The sequence below is a fragment of the Pseudoalteromonas sp. A601 genome (assembly GCF_002165575.1).
In the GTDB taxonomy this organism is placed as follows: Bacteria; Pseudomonadota; Gammaproteobacteria; order Enterobacterales; family Alteromonadaceae; genus Pseudoalteromonas.
This window is the reverse complement of sequence record NZ_MXQF01000005.1, coordinates 164,980-177,990: the sequence shown is the minus strand read 5'-3', so window position 1 is coordinate 177,990 and position 13,011 is coordinate 164,980. Positions and strand designations below refer to the sequence as shown.

The 13,011-nt window shown below is 39.7% G+C and carries 12 protein-coding genes; 4 read left to right on the top strand and 8 right to left on the bottom strand.

What is annotated here, in order from left to right:
- Positions 1 to 5 precede the first annotated feature (5 nt).
- The 5 genes from B5G52_RS05910 to cmoA form a co-directional block, all read right to left on the bottom strand.
- On the bottom strand, positions 6 to 737 hold the full coding sequence (locus B5G52_RS05910) for a DUF3108 domain-containing protein (RefSeq protein ID WP_087531788.1): 732 nt from the start codon (positions 735 to 737) through the stop codon (positions 6 to 8).
- 16 nt (positions 738 to 753) lie between these two features.
- On the bottom strand, positions 754 to 1,401 hold the full coding sequence (gene purN / locus B5G52_RS05905) for a phosphoribosylglycinamide formyltransferase (protein WP_087531744.1): 648 nt from the start codon (positions 1,399 to 1,401) through the stop codon (positions 754 to 756).
- Entirely contained in the window at positions 1,401 to 2,453 is a 1,053-nt protein-coding gene (gene purM, locus B5G52_RS05900) for a phosphoribosylformylglycinamidine cyclo-ligase (RefSeq protein WP_087531743.1), read from the bottom strand. The genes purN and purM overlap by 1 nt, the downstream gene beginning before the upstream one ends.
- Before the next feature lie 210 nt (positions 2,454 to 2,663).
- Positions 2,664 to 3,632: a tRNA 5-methoxyuridine(34)/uridine 5-oxyacetic acid(34) synthase CmoB gene (cmoB, locus tag B5G52_RS05895; protein ID WP_087531742.1), complete on the bottom strand. Its 969-nt coding sequence runs from the start codon at positions 3,630 to 3,632 to the stop codon at positions 2,664 to 2,666.
- Between the two features lie 15 nt (positions 3,633 to 3,647).
- The gene (gene cmoA / locus B5G52_RS05890) at positions 3,648 to 4,373 is read right to left on the bottom strand and encodes a carboxy-S-adenosyl-L-methionine synthase CmoA (RefSeq protein WP_087531741.1); all 726 of its coding nucleotides are present in this window, start codon (positions 4,371 to 4,373) and stop codon (positions 3,648 to 3,650) included.
- Between the two features lie 118 nt (positions 4,374 to 4,491).
- On the opposite strand from cmoA, the gene B5G52_RS05885 reads away from it, so the two are divergent.
- Positions 4,492 to 5,178 (top strand): DUF3334 family protein, encoded by a 687-nt coding sequence (locus tag B5G52_RS05885; RefSeq protein ID WP_087531740.1) that lies wholly within the window; start codon positions 4,492 to 4,494, stop codon positions 5,176 to 5,178.
- A gap of 41 nt (positions 5,179 to 5,219) precedes the next feature.
- Here the strand turns inward: B5G52_RS05885 and bcp are convergent, their stop codons facing one another.
- Positions 5,220 to 5,696, bottom strand: coding sequence for a thioredoxin-dependent thiol peroxidase (gene bcp, locus B5G52_RS05880; protein WP_087531739.1), 477 nt, complete (start codon positions 5,694 to 5,696; stop codon positions 5,220 to 5,222).
- A 10-nt stretch (positions 5,697 to 5,706) separates the two neighbouring features.
- Positions 5,707 to 6,240, bottom strand: a complete 534-nt coding sequence (locus tag B5G52_RS05875) for a glycine cleavage system protein R (RefSeq protein ID WP_087531738.1) — start codon at positions 6,238 to 6,240, stop codon at positions 5,707 to 5,709.
- Positions 6,241 to 6,586: 346 nt separating this feature from the next.
- Between B5G52_RS05875 and bamC the strand changes: the two genes are divergently transcribed.
- Both bamC and B5G52_RS05865 read left to right on the top strand, forming a co-directional pair.
- Complete coding sequence (bamC, locus tag B5G52_RS05870) at positions 6,587 to 7,648, top strand: outer membrane protein assembly factor BamC (protein WP_087531737.1); 1,062 nt, start codon at positions 6,587 to 6,589, stop codon at positions 7,646 to 7,648.
- Between the two features lie 67 nt (positions 7,649 to 7,715).
- Positions 7,716 to 9,104: a YjiH family protein gene (locus tag B5G52_RS05865; protein ID WP_087531736.1), complete on the top strand. Its 1,389-nt coding sequence runs from the start codon at positions 7,716 to 7,718 to the stop codon at positions 9,102 to 9,104.
- A gap of 68 nt (positions 9,105 to 9,172) precedes the next feature.
- Here B5G52_RS05865 and B5G52_RS05860 read toward each other — a convergent pair whose 3' ends face one another.
- Entirely contained in the window at positions 9,173 to 11,542 is a 2,370-nt protein-coding gene (locus B5G52_RS05860) for a GGDEF domain-containing protein (RefSeq protein ID WP_087531735.1), read from the bottom strand.
- 220 nt (positions 11,543 to 11,762) lie between these two features.
- On the opposite strand from B5G52_RS05860, the gene pyrC reads away from it, so the two are divergent.
- Positions 11,763 to 12,815 (top strand): dihydroorotase, encoded by a 1,053-nt coding sequence (gene pyrC, locus B5G52_RS05855; RefSeq protein ID WP_087531734.1) that lies wholly within the window; start codon positions 11,763 to 11,765, stop codon positions 12,813 to 12,815.
- Positions 12,816 to 13,011: the final 196 nt, after the last annotated feature.

Below are 13,011 nucleotides of genomic sequence, written 5' to 3'. Positions count from 1 at the left end.
CCAATTTACTCTGGTGCTATTTCGTTATTTATGTCTTTTGGTATTGCCACAGGGCTGGTCACGGTGAAAGATTTCATTTGTACTTCAAATTGTTCTACACCTTTTTCGCCTTTCCACATTCTAACTAACATATAGTCCATTTCTGGCGCAAACCAGGCTAATGCTTGGCGTTTGTCATTGTCGTACAGGCGTTTTACTTTTATCGCTTCAATATTGCCTATAGGCAGTGAAATCATTTCAGTGCCAACTACTTCGAAGTTGTAGTCACGGCAATTACCTTTTTTATCAACGAGCGGGTACGATAAATTGGTTTTACCCTTTTTAAGATCTTCTCGAACTTGTACTTGGTATGAAATTGAGTCTTGGAAATGTTCACTCCATTCACATTTTATAGGGTATTTACTTTCACTGCTATTGACGAGCTTGTCTGTGTTGTTAAACGATAAAGTATATTCTTTATCAGGACCGGTGCCTTTACGGATCATGCTGTAATCCACTGGCGATACTTTGTTGTTGCTAAAAGTGAAATTGGAGGTCTCTTTACGAGAGTCGGAAAATATCATCCACTCAATATCACTTTGGTAACTTACTTGGTAATTGTTATTAGCGAGTTTTTTTAAAGTTCGTATACCCTGACCATGATTTTCACCTTTGCGCAAAATGTCATAGTTGGCTTCGAATTGAGTAAGTTCGCCCGCGAATAAACTGGTAGGAAGTAAAGTGCCCGCACACAAAATTAGGGCACTTAATTTTTTATTGTGGGTAGTCTGCGCCGTGTACTGGGAGTTTGTTTTCATCAAGAACTGCATAATCTGCTTCCATCGTAAGTCGTTGTTCACTGAACCATTTGACCACCAAAGGATAGATTATATGTTCTTGCGCATGCACACGTTTTGCTAATGTGTCAGCAGTATCATCAGCTAACACCGGAACTTTGGCTTGAAGAATAACGGGACCGCCGTCTAATTCTTCAGTGACAAAGTGCACACTCACGCCATGAACGTCGTCTTTTGCATCTATTGCTCTTTGGTGGGTATTCAGACCCTGATACTTAGGCAACAAAGAAGGATGAATGTTCAACATTTTTCCTTTAAATTTTTGCACTAAGCTAGGAGTAAGAATACGCATAAAACCAGCTAATACAACTAGATTTGGTGTAAAAGAGTCAATAACGTCCATTAATTTTGCATCATAGGCTTCGCGCGAGTCAAAATCCTTATGGCTGAGCACCGCGGTTGCAATGCCAGCTTGTTTTGCTCGCTCAAGGCCATAAGCGCCTGCTTTATTACTAATGACAGCCGCTATGTTTGCGTTTATCTCGCCATTATTACAGGCATCAATAATGGCTTGTAAATTAGAGCCACTACCTGAAATTAAGACTACTAGACGAGAAGGGGCCATTAATCACGGCCGCCTAGGATTTCTACTTGTTCTTCGCCTGCTTTAGCATCTTGGATTTCGCCAAGGTGCCATGCATTTTCGCCAAGATCTTTTAAGATGCTTAAGCTTTGCTCAAGTTTATCAGCAGGAACCACTAAAACCATACCTACACCACAGTTAAATGTGCGGTACATTTCATGAGTTGTGATGTTACCGTTTTCTTGTAACCAGTTGAAGATACCAGGCCATTGCCAGCTATCACCTTTTACAACTGCTTTTGCAGATTCAGGTAATACACGTGGGATATTTTCCCAAAAACCACCACCGGTGATGTGGGAAAGGGCATGCACATCTACTTGCTTAAACAATTCAAGCAACTGTTTAACGTAGATACGTGTAGGTTCAAGCAGTGTTTCGCCCAGTGTTTTACCTTCAAACTCAGCGTTAGTATCAGCGTTTGATACTTCAAGTACTTTACGAATTAACGAAAAGCCGTTTGAATGAGGGCCGCTTGAAGCAAGTGCGATTAGTTGGTCGCCAGCAGCTACTTTTGTGCCATCAATAATGTTGGCTTTTTCTACCACGCCAGTACAAAAACCAGCCATGTCGTAATCTTCACCTTCGTACATGCCAGGCATTTCAGCAGTTTCACCACCGATTAAAGCACAACCAGAAAGCTCACAGCCTTTGCCAATACCCGTTACAACATCTGCAGCTGTATCAACATCAAGCTTACCTGTTGCGTAGTAATCTAAGAAGAATAATGGTTCAGCACCTTGAACGATAAGGTCATTCACACACATAGCAACTAAGTCGATACCCACGGTATCGTGTTTTTTCAGGTCGATAGCCAAACGTAATTTAGTACCCACACCGTCAGTGCCTGCTACTAAGACTGGTTGCTTGTAACCCTCTGGGATTTCGCACAGTGCGCCAAAACCACCAATTCCGCCCATAACTTCAGTACGACGGGTTTTTTTAACTACGCCTTTAATACGCTCAACAAGTGCGTTACCGGCATCGATATCTACGCCCGCGTCTTTATAACTTAGAGACTGTTTTTGTTCGCTCACAGGATTTCCTCAAATAAGTTGCATGGTTTTGCATGTGGTATGCTTAGAAACGCGCGTATTTTACAACAATTGCCGGTGCGCGGCTAGTTCAAATATAAGTTTAGCTACATTGACAAGGACAGTTGTCCGCATAAGTAAAGTTTCAAGTGGCAAGGTGAAAGTTATGAGTCTATACACTTTCACCATTTGCCTCGTATTTTTAAACTGTTGTTAGGCTTTAGCCGTTAATATTGCCCGCAGTGGTGCAGGGTAACCTTCAATTGTTTTACTAATATCGTCAGGGTCTAAAAAGTCGATCAGCGATTCGTTTTCCATCCAATCTGATTTACGTTGTTCTTCAAGTGTGGTGATTGCACAGTCTTTAACTTGCACATCTTTAAAACCGACGCGTTCCATCCACAGCTTGAGTGCAGCGGTACTTGGAATAAACCATACATTTCGCATTTTTGCGTAACGGTCAGTTGGCACTAACACGGTATTCTCATCACCTTCGATGACGAGTGTCTCAAGAACTAACTCACCACCAGGGCGAAGCTGCGCTTTTAATTGTGCTAAAAAATCAATTGGTGAACGACGGTGATAAAGCACGCCCATCGAAAAAACTGTATCAAATGCTTTTAATTCTGGCAGTGCTTCAACTCCGAGTGGAAGTAAATGCACGTTTTCATCTGGATTGAAATGTTTAATGGCTTGAAACTGGCACAAAAACAAATCAGATGGGTCGATACCAACAACAAATTCAGCACCTTCTCCGCGCATTCGCCATAGGTGATAGCCTGAGCCACAGCCAATATCTAATACTGTGCGCCCTTTAAGGGGCTCAATATGGGGTAATAACCTGTCCCACTTCCAATCGCTGCGCCATTCGGTATCAATCTCAATGCCATGAACGTTGAAGGGGCCTTTACGCCATGGCATCATACGCTTGAGCAGGTGTGTTGTTTGTTTTTGTTCACCTTCGCTCATTTCACCCGCAGCACCAATTTCAACTTTGTCAGTGATATTTACGTGCTTAGTGTGAACTTGCGGTAAGTTTTTTAACACTTTTTGCCATTTAGGTAAGTCACCATGGCTGGCTTCATTCTGCCAATGCTTTAATTGACTCGGCAGTGTTTCGAGCCAGTGGCTAAAAGGTGTTTGTGCAATTGCAGCGTAAAACTGGTTAAACCATGAAGACATTAAATATTTCCTAAATTACTTTATTGCAACTAATGAGCAAAAGTTAAAACATTGGTACCACACTTGAGTTTGACTAAAGCCAATCTCTTTTAGGCGAGAGTAATGCTCGCTTAATGTATCTGGTCGCATTACATTTTCGATAGCTGTACGTTTTTGGCTTATTTCTAGTTCTGAATAGCCGTTGTGACGTTTAAAATCATGATGTAAATCAATTAGTAAATTATCGCATTGCTCGTTTTCGCCTTTTACTTTTTCACTTAGTAGCAATACACCACCAGGTTTTAAGTTAGCGTAAATTTTTTCAAGTACGGCGTGACGTTGTGCGGGTGGTATAAACTGAAGAGTAAAGTTCATCGCAACGACCGACGCATTTTCAATATTAAGCTCGTTAATATCGCCAAGGGTTACAGTGACGGGTACTTCAGAGCGAAAACCTTGTAAATGTAGCTTACAACGTTCAACCATGGCTTCGGAGTTATCAACTGCAATGATATGGCAGTTATCAGTACGGATATTACGGCGCATACTTAAGGTAACGGCACCCAATGAGCAACCTAAATCATATAAGTTAGAGTTACTTTGGGCATATTCTCCAGCGAGTTTACCCATTGTACTGACGATCGTTGCGTATCCTGGCACCGAGCGCTGGATCATATCTGGGAAAACTTCTACTACGTTTTGGTCAAAGCTAAAATCTTTGACCGCTTGCTCTGTGGCATAAATACTGTCTTTTACAGTCACACAAACAGTCTCTTTGAAAAATAATAAGGCTATTTTAGCATTTTATACTGGATAGTCAGTGATAATTTCAGTAGCTTGGCTAGAATAATCAATAACAAGTATAAAATGAGACGTTTTAATGAGCAAAAGTAAAGTGATTAGCACTGAGGATATTTTATCTACTCTTTGTCATTCAGTTACCGGGGTACTGTCATCGGCTAGTGGTAACAGCATAAGCTATTCAGCGATGGTACAAAAAATAACCCGCACATGTATGCGACCTGATATTGGTTGCTTTGTTTTATTTGATGGTGGGTTTACAGGGTTGGTAATCACTAACTTCACTTCGCAAGCAGCAATGGAAATTTACCATGACTATATGCGTAGTATGGGTATGCCGGAAGAAGAAATTGCACACAGCCATTTGTCAGACGATGTATCAAATGTACTTGGTGAGTTAATGAATCAAATAGTGGGCGACTTTACTTCAAAAGTGCGCGAGCAGTTACATACGTCGATTACACAAAATCAACCGAAAATGATGGCAATCAATAAACAAGTGCAAATTTCTGTTGATACCACGATGGATAGGCCACAGGCACGACGTGTAACCTTCACCACAAGTAAGCAAAATATATTCTATCTAGAATTAGCAATGGATAAAACTGAGTTCATTAAATTGCATGATTTTGATATTAGTGAAGCTGTAGACCCTGATGACATCATTGAAAATGAAGCAAAACAAAAAGCGGCAAAAGAGCAAGCAGCCAAAGCAGAGGCAGCAGGTGATGCTGACGATGACTTTATGGCGGAGTTAGGACTCTAAGTATTTAGTGTAAAAACCCCGATAAACTCGGGGTTTTTAGTCTAGTCTTTTAGAAAATCTAATACAACTTGATGATGGTCTTTGGTTTTAAACTTATCAAACAAGTGTTTGATTTTGCCATCTTGGCCAATCAAAAAACTTAAACGATGGATACCTTCGTATTCTTTTCCCATAAACTTCTTGTAACCCCACACACCAAATGCTTCTGCAATGGCGTGATCTTCATCTGATAACAGATCAAAATTTAATTCTTTTTTGGTTTCAAAGTTTTTTAAACGCTTAAGAGGATCAGGGCTAATTCCTACCACTCGAGTATTTAATTTAGCAAGTTCTGCTTTTTCATCACGTAAGTTTTCAGCTTGAACGGTGCACCCTGGAGTGGATGCTTTAGGGTAAAAATACACTAATACTTGTTGCTCTTTAAGTAGCTCAGCAAGTTGGATTATTTCACCATCTTGGTTTTGTAAGCTAAAAGCAGGTGCGGTATCACCTGCTTGTAATGGGCTAATCACGTTCATATTTTGCTCCTTAGCGAATACGTCTAAAAATATAATCTACGTCAAGTGTACGAGAAAGGGCTTCAAAATCGATCTTAAATTCATCGATATTTACATCAACAGGAATATTAAACTCCAGTTCGCAACGCATTTTAGTTTGTTCTTGCTCATCATACGTATCTGATTTTAATGAGCAAATGCTTATTTGATTGTCGGCAAAAAAGCGCGTTACTTTACTGAGTGTGCCTGGTGTGTCGATTCCTGTGTATTCTAGGGTGTAACCTGCACAAAACTCACTTTGTGTATGACTGGCTGTACGCTTCATCATGGTAAGCAAACCAAGCTCCATCCCTTTAACTGGTAATGTATGTTCAATACGGCTTATTGCAGACATATCGCCAGCTAACAGCATAATAAATGTAAATTCACTGCCTAAAATAGCGATACGGCTGTCAATAATATTGCAGTGGCAGTCACTCACTAATTGAGTTAATTCGCTGACGATACCAGGGCGATCTTCGCCAATAGCAGTTAAAACGATTTGATGATTTGAAAAAGCAGTCATGAATTCAAGTACCTAGGTTATATTAGTAATAACAGCCAGAGTGAGCTATGCCGGCAAATACACATGCACGGCGCGGAAGTTTAGCACAAATTTAGCGCTAAACTACACTACATCTGCATTAAGCTACTATTTAAAGCACAGTGTTTCTTGTTTTTAATGGCATGGGAAAGTACCATAGTTAAAATTTTGCATAACCACTGGTAGTTTAATAAAAGCTGCCACTCTTATAGGGTTTGCATAAAAATAAGAAATGTAAAGTTAATCTTGATTTTACACTGAACCAAATCGGCATAACCCACTCATATATTTGTTAAAACAATTAAGGGTATGCTAAGGAGAATTATCTGTGCAGTATTGGATCCCAAAAGCGCTGACTGTAAGCGTATTGGTTAGTTTATCAGGGTGTGGCGTTTTTACTGACGAGGCGCATCATAAGCGTAACTATAAAGCCGGTGAGCCTGTACAGGTACCAGGCCAATTAGCGCAACCAGCGCAAGATCCCACTTATAAAATGGAAGTGGCGGAGTACAGTAATAATCCTGACTCAACAAATTACCGTCCGCCAGCGCAGGTGTTGACGATTGCTAAAGGTAGCTGGGTTGAAGAAGGAGATAAGCAAGCACGTGTGTATTTTGATAAAAATGATGGAATTGTCGATTTAGATGAGTTTATTTGGGATTCGATTCAGGCTGTTTTGGCTGAACATCAAACAAAACCGGTAAAGCAAGATAAGCTATTAGGCAGCGTTGAAACTGATTGGTACGCAATAATACAACCTGAGGAAGGTTGGCTATGGGATAGTGAAACTGAAGTTTCACAGCAGCGCTTTATATTTAGTATTGAAGAAAAATCACATCAGCGCACGGCATCTTTAACCTCTAAGCTAGTGGATTATAAAAGCAAGAGCGAAGAATTAACGCCGTTATTACAACAGCAGTTAGAAGTGCGAGCTTTAAACCAGATTATTGGTGAGTTTGATTATCGCTACCGCCAGCTTGAAGTTGAAATGCGTAAAAATCAAGGCATTATCTCACTTGAAATGGGCTTTGATAATAAAGGTAATGCGGCATTAGTTACCGAACAAGATTACTTTGCAGTGTTTGACCGTTTCTCAGGCTTTTTAGAGCGTTTATCATTTACGATTGTTGAAATTGATCAAGAACGTGGTTTGATCACTGCTGATTATAATAAACCTGAATCAAGTGTTTGGGATTCAATTTGGGGTGAAGATTTAGCTGAATTACCAATTGAAGATGGTCAGTATCAAATCCTTGTGAGCCGAACAAAAGAGGGTGGCACAAGTTTAACTTGGATGGATGATGAGGGGACAACCTTAGAGCCGGGCACTATGAATGACTTACAACAAGCATTAGAAAATGCGTTGCGTCAACGCGGTATAAAAATTTAAGTAAACAATAAAAATATCACCACAAAAAGAGCTTTGGCTCTTTTTGTGGTTTCTACAGGTTGAAAATATGTCTCAGTTTAATTCGCCAGCACCTAAATCAGTCGCGCCAAACTATGATTTAAAGGTGTGGTTAACCTTTTTAATTCCTTCGTTAATTGGTGTGTTTTTGTTTATGACTCCTGTACCTTCAGGGGAAATTATGACAATTCCTATCGCTGTTATGGCAAAAGCTATACAGGCTTTATTTAGTGAAATTGCATTAGAGGTAATCGCAGTTATTATTTGCATAACAGGTGTTATGTCCCTGATTTTTAGTTTATTTAAACCAAAAAGTTTAACGAAGTATCATCTACTTAATCATTTATTTAATGTCAGTTGGATTTGGTTAGTTACTCGTTTATTTGGTATGGCGTTTGTGCTGCTAACTTACTTTCAAGTAGGGCCGCATGCAATTAGCTCGGAGAATACCGGTTTATTAGTATTAAAAGATCTATTGCCAGTACTGTTCTCAGTTTTCATCTTAGCGGGTTTATTATTACCTCTATTACTAAACTTTGGTCTGCTTGAACTTGCAGGTACTTTATTGACAAAGATAATGAGGCCTGTATTTGGTGTACCAGGACGAAGTGCTGTAAATTGTGTGGCCTCCTGGTTAGGTGACGGAAGCGTAGGTATTTTGATGACGGCACGCCAATATGAAGATAAATATTACACTCAACGTGAAGCTGCAATCATCGGTACGACGTTCTCAGCTGTGTCTATCACGTTCTGTTTGGTGGTGATTGGCCAAGTTAAGCTTGAGTATTTATTTGCACCCTTTTATTTAACCGTCTGTTTGGCTGGCGTTGTTGCCGCGATTATTGTGCCGCGTTTACCCCCATTAAGGTTTAAAAAAGATATCTACATTGATGGTTCTGAGCCTGATGGTAATGCAGAGCTAGTCCCAGAAGGTAAAACTCTGTTTAAACACTCACTTGATGTTGCACTTGAAAAAGCTAAAAAAGCGCCAGGTTTTAAAGGTACATTGCAAGAGGGAGTTCATAATGCCTTGGATATGGTGTTTGCTGTGCTGCCTGTGGTTATGGCAGTGGGTACCTTTGCACTCATAATCGCTGAGTATACACCTATATTTCAGTATCTTGGTATGCCATTCGTGCCATTTTTAGAGCTTCTTCAAGTTCCTGAAGCAGAAGCCGCAGCACAAACAATAATGGTTGGTTTTGCTGACATGTTTATTCCTTCTATTTTAGCCGCAGGCTCAATAGAGAGTGATGTGACGCGATTTATTATTGCGGCTATGAGTGTAACGCAATTGATATATATGTCAGAAGTCGGAGCGCTATTATTAGGCAGTAAAATACCAGTAAATATCGTGGAATTATTTATTGTATTTATATTACGTACTTTAGTGACTTTACCGGTAATTGCCTTGATGGCGCATTGGTTAGTTGGCTAGCAGTTTAATGTAAATAAAAAGCCCTGATTTTTCAGGGCTTTTTTATATCTTAGCGCGGGGAGTATAGTTTAAAGCGGCGCGTCAATAAGTCTGATAGCTTCATTTGCTGGTAACGGCTTTGACTTTAAAAAGCCTTGGCCAAAATTACATTTCGTATTTTGTAAAATTGAAAGCTGTGCTTGAGTTTCAATTCCTTCTGCAACAACATCCAGTTCAAGGGAACCTGCAAGCGATAAAATAGCCTCGACTAAAGGGTTGGCGCTATCTTGTAAATTATCTATGAAGCTTTTGTCTATTTTAAGGACGTGGATAGGTAGTTGGTGTAGATAACCTAAAGCAGAATAGCCAGTGCCAAAATCATCCAAACATAATTTCACTTTCAAAGGCGCTAGGCCTTCAATAATTTCAGTAGCCAGCTCAAGGTTTTCAATCAAACCGGACTCTGTGATTTCGAGGCATAAGGAGCCTAATGGAAGCTGGTATTTATTGTAAAGACTGTGGATTTGCGATACAAAATCAAGGCTGGCAAAGTGCCTGGATGAAACATTAACGGTGATGCGTAAAAAGCGTTTGCCTTGCTTAGTCCAAGCGGCAATTTGTTTCGCTGCAAGATTGAGCAAGTGTAGATCTAGGTTTATTATTTGCCCTGTATGCTCAGCTACAGGAATAAAGTCGTTCGGTGACACAAACCCTTTGTTAGGATGATGCCAACGCACAAGCGCCTCAAAACCGATAACTTTACTTGTTTGTATTGAAAATATGGGTTGGTAGTAAAGCTCAAAGTCATCGTGCTCGATACCGTGCTGCAAGTCATTTTCAATATCAGCATGGGCTTTTAACTTTTTACGCATAGTGCCATTGAAAAATTTAACTTGTCCTCGGCCAGATGATTTAGCCTCATACATCGCTGCGTCGGCATGTTGCAATAATTTATAGGCCTTGTCTTTATCGCTATGGGTAAATGCAACGCCAATACTAGTGGATGCTTGTAACAAATGACCGTCGATATTGAGTGGTACATCAAGCGCTGTCGCAATCCTTTTCAATGCTTCGTTTACTTGATTTTTATGACTTATATTTTCCATAAATATAGCAAACTCATCGCCTCCTAATCGAGCAAATGTATCTGTACTACGCATCGTCTTTTGAATAGCCTTGCAAATAGTAACAAGGAAATGGTCACCCACTTCATGACCCAATGAGTCATTAATACTTTTAAAGCGATCAAAGTCTAAATAAAGCAAACAATGGCTGATTTTTTTTGTCGTTTGCGCGAGTTGCAAAATGGCATGTTGCATTTTTTCGATGAGTAATGAGCGATTAGCCAAGCCGGTAAGTTCATCATGTTGCGCTCTATATTCCAGCGTTTGCCGCGACAGTTGTCTGTCTATTGCCATACTAATTTGGCGACTAACATAGGTTAATATATCTCTATCATGTTCGCTGTAATGATATTGCTCTTGGTAGCTCTGTACCACAATAACTCCAGTGGTGTGATCATTAACAGTAAAAGGCACACCTAACCAAGACTCAGACGGCCTACCCACCATTTGAAAATGCCCAGCATCAATATATTGTTGGTATTCTTTTTTATTTAGTAGTAAAGATTGTTCTGCCGTGAGCAAGTAATAAGAAGCCGTATGTTTTAATTGCTGCTTTGAAATCTTTTTATGCGCATTAGAACGAACGCCTTCTTCGATAATATAAACAATTTCGAGTACATCGACATGTTTATCATATAAGCCGACCAAAAAGTTATCAGTGCGCAGTAAGTTGGTCATAATATTATGCAGTGACTCTAAAAAAGCATCCAAATCACTTGCTTGATAAGTTAAATTTGCTATTTGTAACAAGGTGGTTTCTAGCTTTTGCGCGTCATTTAACTGGTTTACGGTTTTTTGTAAATTATTTACTGTGCGTACTTGGTTGATTTTTGCACTCAAAAGATGTGCGACAGTCGTTAGTATTTCTAGGTGTGCATCGGTAAAATAATTACGCTTTGGGTGTTCGCAGTCAATAACCCCTAGTACTTTGCTTTTATAAATAAGTGGCACGCATAGCTCTGACATGGCGGGGCGGGCATCAGCAATATAACGCACATCAGCACTGACATCACCAATAATAACTGCTTGGCCAGTTGTTGCTACATAGCCAGTAATACCTTGATTAAACGGTATTGTATTGCGTTCAATGTAATAGTCGGCGGCGATAGCTGACACGCCCATAGCGGCGACTTCATTTAAAGTGTTTTGACTATGGTCGGCTAAATAGATAACGCAATCGACAAAACCTAATCGCTTTACTACTTGAGTTGTAACGTATTCAAATAATTCATCAAGTTTGTCTAGCTGTAATAAGCTGGATGAAAATTGGTTAATAATACTCAATTGCTCGGTTTTAAGCTCAAGCGCAGTGGGAATATCTACTATATTTGACATAGAAATTAGTCAGGAAACTGCTTCGTCATCATAATCATATTTACCACGTTAACTTAATATTAACCAAGGTACAAAGAAATAAGTCAAAATTACTTTTGGTTACTGTAAAAACTAATACACACTAAAGTTGCTTATAAATATCTATTTTTAGTCGCGATAATACTTTACTCGGGTTAGCCATATGCCTATGATCAACTAAATTCAGCCGTGGAACAAAGTAATGTCAAAGCAAGAAATTCAAAATACACCTACATTAACCCTAACTCGTCCAGATGATTGGCACGTACATTTGCGTGACGGTGATCAGCTACCTGATACAGTACGTGATATTAGCCGTTATATGGGACGTGCGATCATCATGCCTAACCTGGTTCCACCTGCAGTGTGCACTGATTCTGCGTTAGCGTATCGCAATCGTATTATGGCAGCAGGTCCGCAAGGTAACTTTGAGCCATTAATGGTACTGTATTTGACAGACAATACCGCTCCTGAAGAGATAAAAAAAGCGCATGCAACGGGTAAAATAGTTGCTGCTAAAGTATACCCAGCAGGTGCAACAACGAACTCCGACTCTGGCGTTACTTCAATGAAGAATATTTACCCAGTACTTGAGGCAATGCAAGAAGTTGGTATGTTGTTGCTTATTCACGGTGAAGTAACTGATTCATCGATTGATATTTTTGATCGGGAAAAAGTGTTTTTAGACACTATAATGACAGATGTTGTAAAAGACTTCCCGGATTTAAAAATTGTGCTTGAGCATATCACCACAAAGGATGCGGTGGATTTTGTTAATAATGCGTCTGATAACGTGGCTGCGACCATTACAGCTCATCATTTACTATACAACCGTAATCATATGTTAGTTGGAGGTATTCGCCCTCATTACTATTGCTTACCAATTTTAAAGCGTAATACTCATCAACAAGCATTAATTGAAGCGGCGACTAGTGGTAGTAAAAAATTCTTTTTAGGCACAGACTCTGCGCCGCATTATAAAAATAAAAAAGAGGCTGCATGTGGGTGTGCTGGTGCTTATACAGCTCATGCAGCTCTTGAGCTTTATGCTGAGGCGTTTGAGGACGCGGGTGCGTTAGATAAACTTGAAGGGTTTGCTAGCCACTTTGGACCTGATTTTTATGGCCTAGCAAGAAATACAGACACAGTCACTTTAATTAAACAGCCTTGGACAGTTCCTGCAAGCTACCCATTAGGCGGCGATCATGTTGTGCCAATTAAAGCTGAGTCTGTTATTGACTGGCAAGTAAAATAATTAACTGTAATTTAAATCACAGGTGCATTTTTTAGTCTTAAAATTAATCAGTTAAGCCGTATTTTACCTTTTAATTTACGGCTTATAAAATATTTTTTAATTAATAGAGCTAAAACGATTTTATTGTGTTAACCTTATCTTGCTTTGAGTTTTTGCGTATAGAATTTACGGTTATTGTGCGGCGTGTAAGGTTACC